The sequence below is a fragment of the Serratia sp. PGPR-27 genome (assembly GCF_022678525.1).
GTDB lineage: Bacteria > Pseudomonadota > Gammaproteobacteria > Enterobacterales > Enterobacteriaceae > Serratia > Serratia nematodiphila.
The window spans coordinates 1-13,569 of record NZ_JALBYS010000068.1 but is presented as its reverse complement, the minus strand read 5'-3'; the positions used below and the strand labels follow the sequence as shown (position 1 = coordinate 13,569).

Sequence of the window (13,569 nt, the reverse complement as noted above, 5' to 3'; positions counted from 1 at the left end):
ACCGAGATCTACACACAGAGGCCATCGTCGGCAGCGTCAGATGTGTATAAGAGACCGCACTTACAGCCACCACGCCTGCCGCACCGAATGCGACGCCATGACCGAACACTACTATCGCCTGCGGGATTACGCCCTCAGCCATCCCGAAAGCAACGCCATTATGCGCATCATCGACTAACCCTTCAGACAACGGCACCCCATCATGATGAATATCACCTTATCCCCGGCAACCGCCGGTCTGCCCTTACCCTCTCAACGCACCATTCAACGAGCGCTGGCATTGCTGGAGCAGCATTTACGCAAACCGGGTGAAGCCTTCACCGCCCCGTTCATGGTGCGCGACTGGCTGCGCCTGCAAATGGCCCGGCTGGAGCGAGAAGTCTTTATGGTGCTCTATCTCGACAACCAGCATCGCTTGCTGGCGCATGAGTCCCTGTTTAGCGGCAGCATCGCCAGCACGCAGGTGCATCCGCGTGAAATCGTGAAGGGCGCACTGAAGCATAACGCTGCCGCGGTCATCGTGGCGCACTGCCATCCCTCCGGGCATGCCGCCCCCAGCGAGGCCGATCGACTCATTACCCAGCGGATACAGGACGCACTGGCGCTGATTGACGTCCGGGTGCTGGACCACTGCATTGTCGGCGGCATGACCGTGTACTCATTCGCCGAACACGGGCTCTTATGATTTATCCGACGCAATCAGGAGGCACTACATGCCATCACCCCATAATGTTCCCGCCTGGGGGCTGAAACGCAACGTCACGCCGCAGTTTGGCGCCCGTCTGGTACAGGAGAGGGAACGACTGCATTTTCTGGCCGACCGGGCAGACATCAGCGGAATTTTCAGCGACGCACAGCGCCATGATTTGGAGAATGCTTTTCCGCAGTTCATCAAGCATTTGGAATTGATGCTGCTTTCCGGTGAGCTCAATCCGCGTCATCAGCACTGTGTCACACTGTATTGCCATGGCCTGACCTGCGAAGCAGACAGCCTCGGCTCATACGGCTACGTCTACATTTCGATTTATCCGACATCTGAAACGCCCAGGTATAACGCCCCGCATTTTTAGTCTCACACCGTTCTTATTATCCAACAAAGAGATACGCCTTATGCGAACAGTACCCGCACCACCGTCAAGGGCGGCCCAAACATGCCCGTCTCCCATAACTGTCTGGCAATCCTTGCTCACCTACCTGCTGGCGCAGCACTACGGCCTGACGCTCAACGATACCGCGTTCAGCGACGATGCCGCGATACAGGCACACATCGATAACGGTATGTCCCTCGCGGATGTGCTGAATGCCATGGTGGAAAAGTTTGAGCTGGTGCGCATTGACCGCCGGGGCTTCACCGGACAGGCGCAATCGCCCCTTGTGACCGTCATCGACATCCTGCGCGCCCGCCGGGCCTGTGGCCTGATGACGCGAGCCGGCTACCGGGAGGTCACACGTGCCATTCAGGGAAGCAAGCAACCATGAGCAGTGACACACTCCCCACCGGCGCACTGCTCACGGGTATCCAGTGCAGTACCGCCCACATCACCGACGGAGATAACTCTCTGCTGTATCACGCTTCACATCAGCAGGAGGAGTATGGCCATGGTGAGTGGCTCCATTTTACCGGAACGGGGTATTTGATTAGGCTCCATGCCTGGCGACATCCGGTACTTCATCTTAAACGGTTAGGGGTGTCAAAAGCCTGCCGCCGGTTGGTTGTCACGCTGATGAACCATCACCCCATCGCTCTCCTTAACCTCGACGCTGCAGGCGATATTCTGCCGGGGATTGAGACCTTTGACTGGTGAACGTCCCCGGCATGCCCTCTGACCCGAGCACAATGACAGGTACCACAACATAACACCCGCCCTTAAACCGGCGGGTGTTTTCATTATGGGGTAGGAAATATGCAGACTGAACCAGAAGTATTAACCGACCACACAGAGGTGATTTGCTCGACCAGCATTGAACGTATCGTCACCGGGCGCAACGCCTCGCTGGCGCAGATTGAGAACTGCACCTCTGACATCCAATCACTTGAGACTTATAGGAAAGATGAGTGGCATCTTTGCCAAGTAAAATCCGGGGATGTTGGCTGCGTTGTAGTTCATCGTTACAATCAACGGGCTCGAAATCACTGATGTTTTCAGCGAAATGCGTTTGGGGGCCTAATCGGGGGCCCCGGTGTTTTTCGAATAGAGAAAAATGGTGTAATAACAATGGAAATGTGGTCTGTATTCGAATCCTATAGGGTCCATAAATCCCCCGTATTTCTGCAAGTTCTCGATTATTCCTATGTCTGCTCGCATTTATTGATAGCACTTCTTATTTTATTGTATTGGGATATTGTTATCAGGTATATGACGTACAGATGTCCTAAATAAGCGACGCGTAGAGAGGCCTGACTCTTATCTCAAGTATGACAAGAATAATGTCAGTATTTTACTTCGTGATTTTTCGACCTGACTCTACTTAGACACCCGATCGTTTAGACGAGAGAAGGATTAACTCGGTACACGATATGAATGGGAAGAATTTTTCCATGATGATTAACTTGTTATATTATTTTTGTCATTGTGCTTCATTTTTATTTTTCCGGGAGAGATGCCATAGCATTTTTTGAAGCTCCTAATAAAGGATTGTTGAGTCTTGAATCCTACAGCACAAGAAACAGCAAATACGGATAATTTTGTTGTAGAAAGCAAGTTATAAGATTTTTTTAATTTTCTTTCAAGAATATAGTCACCAAGGTTTTTTCCCGTATGTTTCTTAAATAACCTTTGAAAGTGCCAGTTTGAATAGCCTGATACCTTGGAAATGTCTGCAAGACTGATGCGATGTTCAAGGTTGTTTTCTATCCAACTCATGATCTCTGTGGTGATTTTTTTTTGAAAGCAAGTGTTTTCTTTCATGATATGCCTGAGTCATATTTTCAATTGATTATGCGTGTTTTTTTAATTGATCTATTTTAAATCTAATTATTGCAATTGAGTTTGTTCTTTAAGGAAGTTGGATTAAAGGGCTTAGCATATGCTGCCCTTTGTGATGTTATCATGCTTAGCGCATTGTTTCTTTATGTGATAAAACAAGTGCGCAGGTTGAAAAAATAAATCCAACCGCCCAAAAAAGAGGCCCTAAAATCCCTGGCCAAATAGGCGTGTAACCAGGGATTAGAATGTAAATAATAAAGCCAATATCAGTGGCGCTGACAACGGCTAAATTTATCCACCATCCTCTGATGTCATTGCGCCAATTCAAGAAAATAGACGTCAAGGCAGCGCAAAGTGCAAAGCAAAATAAATTCCATGCATCTTGTTCTACTCGCCCACTTGCCATTCCTGGTGGCATGCTATCGCCTAATTTATAAACTCCCCAGGCAGCTTGAAAATGTAGAAGAGCCCAGATGAAATAAGCAATAGCCCCCCCTTTGGCGAACCAGGAAGATAAGTCTTTTTTCTGCATTGTCATGATACCTCAAGTTTGTTAATTATCGATCATCAACTGTTGACGGCATTCCTATTTACCACTCACTGCTTTTTAAAACTCTGGCTGGGCAGTGTAATAAATATATTTTCTTTTGTTGCTAGTGTTTTAAATGTATTATATGAGTCTGGAAGTATGGCTAATTATTTATGACAAAAACAATCCGATTGAAAAACGTCCTGTGTTCGCTGGTTGTTTTTGATGATGCAATGATGTGACTGAGGATATAGTTTTTAATCAGGTTATATCCTCAATCGTTATATCGCTCTCCCTGTATCAAATTTCCACTGTCGAACCACTGGGATCGGCTTTGATATGGTAGGTTCCACTCTCGCGAAAACTTCGTACTGTGGCGAAGGTATCTTCCATGAACTGTACGAAAGTTAACTTACCGTCCTTGGCGCGAGCCAAAATCGAGAGGGGGGAGGTGACCGTCTTACCCAAAACAGTAGAGCGATAAGTAAAATAACCGAAGACGGCAGCACCGTCGGCATTCTCAAAAGTGTCCTGTAATTCGAATGCCAGTGTAGACCAGTAGGCGTTCACATCCTTGAAGGTCTGGACCAAGCCTTCGGTTCCTGCTGTCGTCCCTGCCCAAGGCATGATGGCTTTTAGTTCCGGATGTTCATAATTGAGTGAAACATAGATGAAATTGTCCGCCGTAAATTGGCGGACATGCTCGAGATCCGCGGGTTTTTTCAGAAGGTCCAGCAGGAGAGCCAAAGGGCTGCTGAACGTGGCCGGCTTCGCGAGGCTACCAGCCTGCGCTTCTTTTATGTTAGCGGTTTTCTTGTAGACGTTTGACATGGTCTCCCCTTATTCCGGGAACGGCACGCTGAAGTGTGCCGTTCCCTTCAATAATCAATCTTTTGCTAAGACAGTTCTCTTGTCTTTTCCAATATGGTGCGCTGAATCGCCGAGTATGGTTGGCTGGCCAGACAGTGTTGACACGACGGCCAGAGGATTCTTCAACCAGCAATTTGCCAACCGCATTTTAGCCTTTGAAATCTTTCTCTGGATTAAAGCCGTCCCAGTTCTCGAATACGTCCATGAAACCAGGAACGGTCTCTTGGCGAGCCCAGTCTCGCTGCAGCTCGCACCAGAGCTGTGTCTTGGAAATCAGTTTGCCACCCGCTTGTTCGACGCGGCGTAGAGCCAACTCATGAGCCGCTACTGAAGTTCCGCCGATGGCGTCGGCGACGACATAGACCTCGTACCCTTCCCTGAGTGCATCCAGAGCGGGGAAGGCCAGGCAGACTTCGGTCCAGAGTGCCGTCATGATCAACTTCCGCCGTCCAGTTGCCTGCACTGCCTGCTTGAATTCGACGTCTTCCCAGGCATTAACCGTCGTACGATCAATAACGGGGTCATTAGGGAGTAGCGCCATGATCTCTTTAATTGGCGGTTTGTTTAAGCCCGTCGCAATATTTACCGCCGAATGAATAATAGGTACGTTATAATTCTTCACAGCTTTAATGCTATGGGTGATGTTGAAAACCAATTCCTTTTGGTCCATCGAACGGATCGAACTCACCTGAATGGGTTGATAGTCGATCACGATGAACACGCAGTTCTCAGGGGTCAGGAGGTGGTCAGCCTTAGGATCACGGATAGATTCACTGGTCATTAGATAACTCTCTTTCACGTTACAGATTAGGTTAGACTCATCGCAATCGCGATAGGCCAAAGAAGGGATCTCAACATCGCCTTCAATGAAAGCAATCTTAATTGGGGTCATGTAATTGTGAGATATCATGCTAAGTCGATACAGCGGGCCCGACAATCCCAATTCCGGAGAACATATTGTTCTCATTTTTGGGCTGTGAGAGTAGATCGTAACTTTAGTTGGGTGGGTTTAAGTCCTCGTCATTCACCCAGTCCTATCGCTGTACTTAAATAAGAGAACACAGTGTTCTTTTATTGAGGCTTTCTAATTTTTGTAGAGGAGGTAATGTTTGTCCTTTGTGGGGAGAAAGAACCGTCAGCACAAACGAACATTGTCATCTGCAGTAACGACAGTCATTCCATTGCAAAGAGCGAGTAGATCATGACCCATATCATTGGAATTTCAGGAAGTCTTCGCAGCGCTTCCTTTAACCATTCACTTCTTCAGGCTGCAGTGCAATTGGCACCCGAGAGCGTGACTCTGGATGTTCGTCGAATCAATGGGATACCGCTTTATGATGCCGATGTTGAAGTTAAATCTGGCATTCCCGCTTCTGTTGTCGAATTGAAGGAGGCGATCGCGGTAGCCGATGGCGTGCTCCTTGCCACCCCTGAGTACAATAATGGTATTCCAGGGGTATTCAAAAACGCCATTGATTGGGTTTCGCGTCCAGACAGCGATATACGACGCGTTTTCGGCGGAAAACCTTTCGCCTTGATTGGTGCATCGCCGGGGGGATTTGGCACAATCCTATCTCAGGAAGCTTGGCTACCCGTGTTGCGAGCACTTGGAACCCGACCTTGGTTTGGCGGACGGCTTCTCGTTTCCCACGCCAACCAACAATTCGACGTCGATGGCAATCTGACCGACGAGTCGACGCGTCTTCGCTTGGAGGGATTCTTGAGTGGGTTCGTGGAGTTTATTCGTTCGAACGAGCCTTCCATCCGTTAGAGAGCATCGCGCTACCCTGGATCCAGCAGCGCCTGCGCATAATACATTTTTCGGCATCGTCTGACGTGGGGGCGGAAAGCGTGCGTCTCGATGCCGTTGCTCGAGAGGAATAGCGGTCGCTAAGTGATGCCGTATCATTGTGATTGACATATTTGGAATTGAAAAGGTTGCGGAAGCATGGCCGATCGCTTTGAGGAACTGAAAACTTATATTGCTGTTGTTGAGGCGGGCGGTTTTGCGGCGGCTTCAAAGCGCCTGGCCTTGGCTAAATCTGCGATCAGTCGCCGCATACGAGATTTGGAAATTCGGCTTGGTGCCCCGTTGCTGAACCGGAGCACCCGACAGATCCATCTGACGGACACAGGGCTGAAGTTTTATGAGCAAGCCAAACGCATACTGACTGAGTTGAATGAGGCTGAAAATGCCGTTGGAGGGCGACATAACGATTTACAAGGGCGGTTGCGAATCGCCGCTCCCGTTTCGCTGACCGTACATTGCCTTAGCCGGGTGGTTGGTCAATTTATCGAGGCGAATCCGAATCTGGCACTGGAGTTTGATGCCGACGACAAGATGGTTGACATCATTCGTGATGGATTTGATCTCGCCATCAGGATTTCTAAATTGCGCGACTCTTCCTTGGTAGCCAGGCGGATCACAACCATTCGCCATGTCTGTTGCGCGAGCCCGTCTTTGCTAGATCGGTACGGTCGTCCAAATAGAGTGGAAGACTTGGCGGCATTGCCGGGCATTCGCTATAACAACGTTGAAGAAAGTTATTATTGGCGCTTTGCTGGCGGTCATACGCCAATGGTGAAATCGCGGCTCTGTTTTTCCAACGGTGATGCTGTTCGTGAGGCCGCCGTCGCGGGTTTGGGGATCGCTATGTTGCCCACTTTCATCGCGCATGAGGCGATCAGAAAAGGTGAGCTCGAAGTTGTATTACGTGAGCATATGCGTCCTCCCATTGGTATGTATGCGGTTTTTCCTTCATCACAAAACATGCCTGCGAAAATGCGCGCATTCATTGATTTTTTACTTGCTAATTTCAGTGATGAGCCTTTTTGGGATCGCGATATATTGACCAATGAGAGATGAATCGCTTTGAAAAGAAGGCGTTTGCTTGAAAGTCGAATTACTCTAGCCGTTATGCTGCCGTCTTTCTGAATGAGCGCGAGGCTCTCGACCCGCCGCCAATTGAACCTTCGTTTAGTTTGTCGCGCTACAATAGGCGAAAATTTCCCCATGGAGCCTATCGTGCGCAAATCCAGATTCTTTCTCGTGACCTTGCTGTGCCTGTGCGCCGCCGCCGTGCTGTACGTGATGGCATATCGGGCGCTGGGGCATTACCTCAGTGACGGCGAGAAGGCCTACCCGGATATCAGCGTTGAAATTCGCTGAGAGCCGTGCGGCCTGAAAGGGACTGCGCCGACTTTTTCGCACTGATTTACCCGCCATTTACCCGCCGTCGGCAATGATGACGCTGCGTCTCCACATTGTGTGGTTCTCTTGGGCGGAATGCGGTTATGTCACTGCAGCAGGTTTCGAATGTCTCTTTAAGCAACAACGGCTTAAAGGGCATCGATTACAAACATTATGCGTTGGTGATCGTGGCGTTTTCGGCGCTCGTACGGTCTATATCCTTAACCGACAGGTATTTTTGGTGCGATGAAGCCTCCAGCGTGCTGACCAGCCGTTACGATGTGGGCGCGTTGCTCTATCACGCTTCTTTCGATGTTCACCCGCCGCTTTATTACCTGCTGTTGCATGGCTGGATGGTGCTGTTTGGCGATGGCATTCTGGCGGCCCGCTCGTTGAGCCTGGCGTTCGGCGTGGTGACGGTGGCACTGGCGATGCGCTTTATCCGTTGGCTGGCCAATGAACGGGCGGCGCTGATCGCGGGCTGGCTGATGGCGATCATGCCGATGGCGGTGCGCTACAGCCAGGAGGCGCGCATGTATGCGCTGATGGGGCTGCTGGCGATCGCCGCCGCCATGGCGTTGGCGAAGTGGCTGAAAACGCCGGATAACCGCCGTTATCTGGCGTTGTATGCGCTGTTGATGACGCTGAGCTTTTATACCCATTACTTCACGATTTTCACGCTGATCGCGCATTGGCTGGTGGTGTTGGCGCTGTCGTGCCGCCGCGAAGGCGAGTGTTATATCAAGCGACCGGCATGGTGGCTGGCCAATGCGGCGATCGGGGTGGCCTACATTCCCTGGCTGCTGGTGTTGTTCAATCTGCTGGCGCATATCGCCGAGCTGAGGGTCGGCGGCGACGTCGGTTGGATCCCTCAGGTTTCCTGGAGCGATCTGCCGGCGATGTTCTGGCGTTTTCTCACCGGCCATGATGGCAGCAACTATCCCACGATCATTCTCTGGTTGTTGCCGGCGATGTTTGTCGCTTTATGTTCACTGCTGCTGTGGCGGCGCCAGATGCCGAGAAAATTCTCTCTGCTGCTGCTCTGCGGCATTCTGATCCCGGTGACGCTGATATTCGCCATTTCCTGGCGCTCGCCGCTGTTTGTCGATCGCTATCTTTATTCCGCCGCGCTCGGCATTCCGCTGGTGTTGGGCGTGCTGATCGCCGGAACGAAAAACCGGGTGCGCGGGATCTCTTTGCTACTGTTCTTCAGCCTGCTGTTCGGCTACGGCGTACGTAACGACTACCCGGTCGAAAAAGATGAGTTCAAGGTGATGGTGCACTATATCAACAGCCACTATCAGCCTAACGATGCGGTGGTGGTCAGCAACATGTTCAACTACCTGAGCTATGTGTATTACAACAAGCAGGGCTACCGCGCCTTGCTGTATACCCCGGCCAGGCCCAATGGTATCTCGGGTAAGCCCAATGCCTATGGTTTCGGTACCTTTTTCCACGATCGGGCGGCGCAGACCTACGTCGATAAGCTCAGCGTTTTATCGAAAGGCCATCGCCGGATCTGGCTGGTCAGCGGCGGGGATTTCAATCAGGACTTCGGCCGTTCGCCGCCGGGGTGGGTCAATACCGGCACCTTCAAGAGCGGCGGCTTTGAGTCGCGCCTGTTCGTGGTGCGTTGAGCAAAATGTCATATTTCCCATTCGGCGTTACATCTGGCCGAGCAAACTTACGCGGGGATGACAGTTCTATACATTGAGATTGGTACTGTAGCTCTACCCGATGATGTTGTGTGTTATCCATTCCCTGTAGTGTATTACCCCATCCCTGTTAAGTTTATCCCGCCTTGTGCGGGATTTTTTTTATCTGAGCATGCCTGGCGGGGTAACGCGATTTTTTTGAATAACACCGTCAGTTTTATTCGGTATTCAGTCGCTGTGCGCTTGATTAGATTGAACGCGAGAGGGGCGCCGTCGGCGCCTTTGTGCAATGAGTGGAGAATTTCTATGGCGAAGACAGTAGTGGTGTTTCATTCCGGCTACGGCCATACCGAGCGTTTGGCGAAAGTGGTGGCGGAAGGCGCCGGGGCGGAACTGATCGCCATCGATCAGAACGGCGATATCAGCGACGAAGCCTGGCAGACGCTGGATGAGGCGGATGCCATCATCTTTGGTTCGCCGACCTATATGGGCGGCCCATCCTGGCAGTTCAAGAAATTCGCCGACGCCAGCTCCAAAGCCTGGTTCGGCCGCAAGTGGCAGGATAAAGTGTTCGGCGGTTTTACCAACAGCGCCAGCCTGAACGGCGACAAGCAGGTGACGCTGATCGCGCTGCAGACGCTGGCTTCGCAACATGGCGGCCTGTGGGTCAGCCTGGGGCTGCTGCCGGCCAACACCAAATCGGCGCAGCGCACCGACGTCAATAACCTGGGCGGTTCGGTGGGTCTGCTGGTGCAGACCCCGGCGGATGCCGGCGTGGATGAGATGTTGTCGGGCGATCTGGCGACCGCCAAGCTCTATGGTCAGCGCGTAGCGGGCTTTGCCGCCAAACTGGCGTAAGACCTATCGTGTAGATGGGACGGCGGTGCGGTTGAACGGATGCCGCGTTCATTTTCTCTGCACAATTGGCGTGTAATCTGCGAAATGTTATTAGCCTGCTTGGGCTAACACTGCATTTCGTACAAATATTCCCGGTTCCTAGGCCGGGTTTTTTGTTGCTAAGGTCTGCTTAAGCTTTCACCGCTATACTGCGCGTCAGCACGGTCATGCAATGCATGGCCGTGTCGTAACTGTCGATTTGCTGTTGTTCAAGCAAGCCCGCTTCATGCGGGCTTTTTTTGGGTTGTTATTGCACAGGCGGCCCAGTTGCAGGAAAATAATCGCACAGTGATTCAAACATCATTTAATGACCAATAACCACAACTTTATTAATGTAATTAACGCTCTCGGCGGCCTATTACGCTATGCGCTATGCTGACAGCAGAGCGGGCATTATTTGCTGACGCTATGCGGGGAGTTACGGCGCGGCCGCATCAGGCTAAGAAAATTCTGTTAATTAAATGTTAATGTTTTTTATTATTGATTTGTCTGGCTTTTTTGGTTGAAATTCGGATTGACTATCCCTCACTGGCCGGGCGAGAGAGTATGCATATTATTATTCTGGTTATTAGCAAAATATGGGCGAGGCGATGAGCGCCAGAATAAACGCCAGGCATGGCCTGCCGCTAACGGTGCAGCTGATCAATCTTTTCATGCTGGCCTTTTTACTCTCCCTGGTGGGTATTCTTAGCCGGCCGATAGGTTCACTTTCTTTATTTTGGCCGGTCAACGCGATTCTGCTCGGGCTGCTGCTGCGTAAACCCGTTTACGCTACGCCGCTCGGCTGGCTCACCACTTATCTGGGCATGGTCGCCGCCGATCTCGGTACCGGCGAGGGCTGGTCCCTGGCGCTGTGGCTGAACGCCTGCAACATGTCGCTGATCGCCGTCGGTTACGGCATCATGCTGATGCTGCCGCAATCTCAACGGCGCATGGGCAAACCCCAGGCGATACTCTATATGTTCAGCGCCAGTCTGGCCGGATCGGCGGTGGCGTCGACGCTGTCGGTGCTGCGTAACGACAGCCTGTACAACAATACGGTGGTGGTCGCCTGGTTGGCCTGGTTCAGTGAGCAGTTCTCGACGACCTTGTTGTTGTTGCCGGTGCTGATGGCGGCGCCGCGGTTGAAACAGCTGTTTCGCATGCAGGTGCGTTGGCGCCTGAAAGGCTGCCTGCCGCTATTGGCGCTACTGCTGTCGCTGGCGTTCAGCGTCTATATCGGCGGGCCGGGCGCCATCGCCTTCCCGATCCCGGCGCTGCTGTGGTGCGCGGTGCGCTACCAGTTGTTCCCCGTGACGCTGTTGACGTTGTTGACCGGCATGACCGAGATCAGCAACATTTCAGCCAACCTGGTGCTGTATGAAACGCCGAACAATCACAACGCCTTCCTCGACACCCTGATGTCTGCCCGCTTGGGCATCGCCATGCTGGTGATGGGGCCGCTGATCCTCGCCAGCTCTATCGCCGCCAATCGCAAGCTGATGCGGCGTCTGGAGCACAGCGCCAACCACGATTTCCTGACCGGGGTGCTGGCGCGCAGCGCGATGACGCGCAAAGCGGGCGAGCTGCTGGAGCACAAGCACCGCTCGAAAGAGGCGGTGTCGCTACTGCTGATCGACATCGATCATTTCAAGCAGATCAACGATACGCACGGCCACAGCGCTGGCGATCAGGTGTTGGCGTCGTTCGCGCATATCGTGCGGCGCGAGCTGCGGCACGATCAGCTGTTCGGCCGCCTGGGCGGGGAAGAGTTCGCCATCATGCTGCCGCGCGCGCTGGCGGCGCAGGGCGTGGCGCTGGGGGAGCATCTGCGCCGGTTGGTGGAGCAGGCGGAACTGCAGGCGGAAGGCAAACAGACGCTGAAAATCACCATCAGCGTCGGCGTCGCCAGCCTGGCGATGAACGAAGTGAAATCGCTGGAGCAACTGATGAATATGGCGGATATCGCGCTGTATCGCGCCAAATCGCAGGGGCGTAATCGGGTGGAGTCGTTCAACGTGGTGAACGGCAACAGCGTCGAGCATATTCTGTTTCGCTAACCGCTTTCAGCCTTGCCTGGGCTCGAAGCGGGTTTCGCAATTAGGGCAAATCAGTATCACGTCTTGCAGCATTGCCGCGCATTTTTGCCGGGTAACATAGCCGCATTTAGGGCAGACGATTTGGGTGGAGCGGTTGATAAAACCTTTGACGCTGCTGGAATCGGACATATCAATAGCCTGTGTCAGGTGAAAACTCACGCTAACACAGGCGACGACAAATTTCTTTGGTTATTTTCTGTACGCAGAGGCTTACAGGCTTTTCAACGCCTTGATGGTTTCATCCATGTCGATCTCGTGCTCGGAGAAGGTATGGGTGGTGTTCTGGAAGGTGGTGATGGTCAGCATGCGCAGCGTTTGCATGGCCTGCGCCTGGTCTTCGGACTGCGGGCGAATGCGGTTCATCAGCAGGCCGACCGACAGCACGGTGTTCTCTTTATCCACATCGGCTTTGACCGGCACTTCCTTGGTGAAGGTATTGAAAGACTTGATGCTGGCGATCTTGATTCTTTCATTGGCGATGATGATGTATTTGCTGGGCGCCAACACTTTGACCGCATAAGCCGACGGGCCTTTGGTGTTGTTGGTCGGTTCGAAGGTCACCGCCGCGTTTTTCTTAATCAGCTCCGGATTCTGCACTTTAATCACGTGAAAATAACGATTTTCTCCGTTCTCGTCGGTAATAAAGCCGAAGCCTTTGTCTTCAAAAAAAGTCGTTATCTTGCCGTTCATCGTTATTCTCACAAAAGGGATCAATACAGCGCTTATGATAGCGCGGAATGCCTTGCAGCGACAGATTGCGCGGGCGGCATTTAGTCATGCGATAACGGCATTTAGCGGCTTTCCCCCCACATGCTATGTTCATGCTGACTTCATTCAATGCGAAAAAGGAATATCGATGGGCATCAAACGTCTCAATCACGCCGTGCTGTATGTCAGCGACGTGCGGCAGAGCGCCGACTTTTATCATCAGGTATTGGGCTTCAAGCTGAAGCCGTCCGACAGCCCCGATCGGGCGGTATTTACCCAGGCCGCCGATTCGGACAACGATCACGATTTGGCGCTGTTCAGCAAGAATCTGGGCCAGCAGCGCGCCGGGGTGTTTCGCGCCAACAACGAGCCGCCGGCAGAGCATGAGCCACCGGCCGGGCTGTACCATCTGGCCTGGGAAGTGGACAGCCTGGAAGAGCTGGAGCGCATTCGTCACCAGCTGGCCGAACGCGGCATTCTCGGGCTGGAAGAGGATCACGGCGTGCACAAAAGCATTTATGGCCACGATCCGGACGGGCTGCTGTTTGAGGTGACCTGGTTTATTCCGCCGGCGCTGCTGACCGAAGAGGATAAAAACCAGCAGGGGATCCGTCCGCTGGATTTCGCCGCCGAGAAGCGGCGTTTCGCCGGCCTGTAAGCTGATCAGGTGCTGTCTCTTATTCACATCTGACGCTGCCGACGATGGCCTCTGTGT

At 52.4% G+C, this 13,569-nt stretch carries 18 protein-coding genes and 1 pseudogene; 13 read left to right on the top strand and 6 right to left on the bottom strand.

Going from position 1 to position 13,569, the window contains the following annotated elements:
• The 6 genes and pseudogenes from MMS95_RS23750 to MMS95_RS23725 all read left to right on the top strand — a co-directional run.
• A partial coding sequence (locus MMS95_RS23750) for an antirestriction protein (protein WP_242142397.1) occupies window positions 1-178 on the top strand: 178 nt, incomplete at its 5' end.
• Window positions 179-205: 27 nt separating this feature from the next.
• A complete protein-coding gene (gene radC / locus MMS95_RS23745) occupies window positions 206-685 on the top strand; it encodes a DNA repair protein RadC (protein ID WP_032730964.1) in 480 nt (159 codons plus the stop codon).
• Between the two features lie 28 nt (window positions 686-713).
• On the top strand, window positions 714-1,070 hold the full coding sequence (locus tag MMS95_RS23740; RefSeq protein WP_032729492.1) for a type IV toxin-antitoxin system YeeU family antitoxin: 357 nt from the start codon (window positions 714-716) through the stop codon (window positions 1,068-1,070).
• Window positions 1,071-1,110: 40 nt separating this feature from the next.
• The gene (locus MMS95_RS23735; RefSeq protein ID WP_242142396.1) at window positions 1,111-1,479 is read left to right on the top strand and encodes a TA system toxin CbtA family protein; all 369 of its coding nucleotides are present in this window, start codon (window positions 1,111-1,113) and stop codon (window positions 1,477-1,479) included.
• Window positions 1,476-1,805 (top strand): DUF5983 family protein, encoded by a 330-nt coding sequence (locus MMS95_RS23730; protein ID WP_050597275.1) that lies wholly within the window; start codon window positions 1,476-1,478, stop codon window positions 1,803-1,805. Before MMS95_RS23735 ends, MMS95_RS23730 begins: the two co-directional genes overlap by 4 nt.
• Window positions 1,806-1,904: 99 nt before the next feature.
• Window positions 1,905-2,009 (top strand): annotated as a pseudogene (locus MMS95_RS23725) (restriction endonuclease subunit M); the annotation flags it as partial.
• 537 nt (window positions 2,010-2,546) lie between these two features.
• Here the strand turns inward: MMS95_RS23725 and MMS95_RS23720 are convergent.
• From MMS95_RS23720 to MMS95_RS23705, 4 genes are all read right to left on the bottom strand, one after another.
• Entirely contained in the window at window positions 2,547-2,909 is a 363-nt protein-coding gene (locus tag MMS95_RS23720) for an AraC family transcriptional regulator (protein WP_197763889.1), read from the bottom strand.
• Between the two features lie 145 nt (window positions 2,910-3,054).
• Window positions 3,055-3,465, bottom strand: a complete 411-nt coding sequence (locus MMS95_RS23715) for a hypothetical protein (RefSeq protein WP_134954104.1) — start codon at window positions 3,463-3,465, stop codon at window positions 3,055-3,057.
• Window positions 3,466-3,756: 291 nt separating this feature from the next.
• Entirely contained in the window at window positions 3,757-4,287 is a 531-nt protein-coding gene (locus MMS95_RS23710; protein ID WP_064581119.1) for a nuclear transport factor 2 family protein, read from the bottom strand.
• Window positions 4,288-4,474: 187 nt separating this feature from the next.
• Window positions 4,475-5,107 (bottom strand): hydrolase, encoded by a 633-nt coding sequence (locus MMS95_RS23705; RefSeq protein WP_033634142.1) that lies wholly within the window; start codon window positions 5,105-5,107, stop codon window positions 4,475-4,477.
• A gap of 420 nt (window positions 5,108-5,527) precedes the next feature.
• On the opposite strand from MMS95_RS23705, the gene MMS95_RS23700 reads away from it, so the two are divergent.
• The 6 genes from MMS95_RS23700 (at window position 5,528) to MMS95_RS23675 (ending at window position 12,107) form a co-directional block, all read left to right on the top strand.
• The gene (locus MMS95_RS23700; RefSeq protein WP_033633947.1) at window positions 5,528-6,097 is read left to right on the top strand and encodes an NADPH-dependent FMN reductase; all 570 of its coding nucleotides are present in this window, start codon (window positions 5,528-5,530) and stop codon (window positions 6,095-6,097) included.
• A gap of 177 nt (window positions 6,098-6,274) precedes the next feature.
• The gene (locus tag MMS95_RS23695) at window positions 6,275-7,192 is read left to right on the top strand and encodes a LysR family transcriptional regulator (RefSeq protein WP_242142394.1); all 918 of its coding nucleotides are present in this window, start codon (window positions 6,275-6,277) and stop codon (window positions 7,190-7,192) included.
• 159 nt (window positions 7,193-7,351) lie between these two features.
• Window positions 7,352-7,495, top strand: coding sequence for a hypothetical protein (locus MMS95_RS23690; RefSeq protein ID WP_015376917.1), 144 nt, complete (start codon window positions 7,352-7,354; stop codon window positions 7,493-7,495).
• 125 nt (window positions 7,496-7,620) lie between these two features.
• Window positions 7,621-9,153: a glycosyltransferase family 39 protein gene (locus MMS95_RS23685; protein ID WP_242142392.1), complete on the top strand. Its 1,533-nt coding sequence runs from the start codon at window positions 7,621-7,623 to the stop codon at window positions 9,151-9,153.
• Window positions 9,154-9,477: 324 nt separating this feature from the next.
• On the top strand, window positions 9,478-10,029 hold the full coding sequence (locus MMS95_RS23680) for a flavodoxin family protein (RefSeq protein WP_004940045.1): 552 nt from the start codon (window positions 9,478-9,480) through the stop codon (window positions 10,027-10,029).
• Window positions 10,030-10,658: 629 nt separating this feature from the next.
• Window positions 10,659-12,107, top strand: coding sequence for a GGDEF domain-containing protein (locus tag MMS95_RS23675; protein ID WP_242142390.1), 1,449 nt, complete (start codon window positions 10,659-10,661; stop codon window positions 12,105-12,107).
• A gap of 6 nt (window positions 12,108-12,113) precedes the next feature.
• On the opposite strand, the gene MMS95_RS23670 is transcribed toward MMS95_RS23675, so the two are convergent.
• Window positions 12,114-12,275, bottom strand: coding sequence for a YnfU family zinc-binding protein (locus MMS95_RS23670; protein ID WP_015376921.1), 162 nt, complete (start codon window positions 12,273-12,275; stop codon window positions 12,114-12,116).
• 81 nt (window positions 12,276-12,356) lie between these two features.
• Window positions 12,357-12,836 carry a cold shock domain-containing protein gene (locus MMS95_RS23665; protein WP_015376922.1) on the bottom strand — a complete coding sequence of 160 codons (480 nt, stop codon included), beginning with the start codon at window positions 12,834-12,836 and terminating at the stop codon, window positions 12,357-12,359.
• A gap of 166 nt (window positions 12,837-13,002) precedes the next feature.
• Here MMS95_RS23665 and MMS95_RS23660 point away from each other — a divergent pair, with 166 nt between their 5' ends.
• On the top strand, window positions 13,003-13,512 hold the full coding sequence (locus tag MMS95_RS23660) for a VOC family protein (RefSeq protein WP_004940041.1): 510 nt from the start codon (window positions 13,003-13,005) through the stop codon (window positions 13,510-13,512).
• Window positions 13,513-13,569 lie beyond the last annotated feature (57 nt).

Bases quoted from the DNA above. Each gene is read 5' to 3' on its own strand.
- MMS95_RS23705 (WP_033634142.1), bottom strand. From the start codon at position 5,107: ATGACCAGTGAATCTATCCGTGATCCTAAGGCTGACCACCTCCTGACC.
- MMS95_RS23675 (WP_242142390.1), top strand. From the start codon at position 10,659: ATGAGCGCCAGAATAAACGCCAGGCATGGCCTGCCGCTAACGGTGCAG.
- MMS95_RS23700 (WP_033633947.1), top strand. From the start codon at position 5,528: ATGACCCATATCATTGGAATTTCAGGAAGTCTTCGCAGCGCTTCCTTT.
- MMS95_RS23670 (WP_015376921.1), bottom strand. From the start codon at position 12,275: ATGTCCGATTCCAGCAGCGTCAAAGGTTTTATCAACCGCTCCACCCAA.
- MMS95_RS23680 (WP_004940045.1), top strand. From the start codon at position 9,478: ATGGCGAAGACAGTAGTGGTGTTTCATTCCGGCTACGGCCATACCGAG.
- MMS95_RS23720 (WP_197763889.1), bottom strand. From the start codon at position 2,909: ATGAAAGAAAACACTTGCTTTCAAAAAAAAATCACCACAGAGATCATG.
- MMS95_RS23710 (WP_064581119.1), bottom strand. From the start codon at position 4,287: ATGTCAAACGTCTACAAGAAAACCGCTAACATAAAAGAAGCGCAGGCT.
- MMS95_RS23735 (WP_242142396.1), top strand. From the start codon at position 1,111: ATGCGAACAGTACCCGCACCACCGTCAAGGGCGGCCCAAACATGCCCG.
- MMS95_RS23685 (WP_242142392.1), top strand. From the start codon at position 7,621: ATGTCACTGCAGCAGGTTTCGAATGTCTCTTTAAGCAACAACGGCTTA.
- radC (WP_032730964.1), top strand. From the start codon at position 206: ATGAATATCACCTTATCCCCGGCAACCGCCGGTCTGCCCTTACCCTCT.
- MMS95_RS23665 (WP_015376922.1), bottom strand. From the start codon at position 12,836: ATGAACGGCAAGATAACGACTTTTTTTGAAGACAAAGGCTTCGGCTTT.
- MMS95_RS23730 (WP_050597275.1), top strand. From the start codon at position 1,476: ATGAGCAGTGACACACTCCCCACCGGCGCACTGCTCACGGGTATCCAG.
- MMS95_RS23695 (WP_242142394.1), top strand. From the start codon at position 6,275: ATGGCCGATCGCTTTGAGGAACTGAAAACTTATATTGCTGTTGTTGAG.
- MMS95_RS23740 (WP_032729492.1), top strand. From the start codon at position 714: ATGCCATCACCCCATAATGTTCCCGCCTGGGGGCTGAAACGCAACGTC.
- MMS95_RS23660 (WP_004940041.1), top strand. From the start codon at position 13,003: ATGGGCATCAAACGTCTCAATCACGCCGTGCTGTATGTCAGCGACGTG.
- MMS95_RS23715 (WP_134954104.1), bottom strand. From the start codon at position 3,465: ATGACAATGCAGAAAAAAGACTTATCTTCCTGGTTCGCCAAAGGGGGG.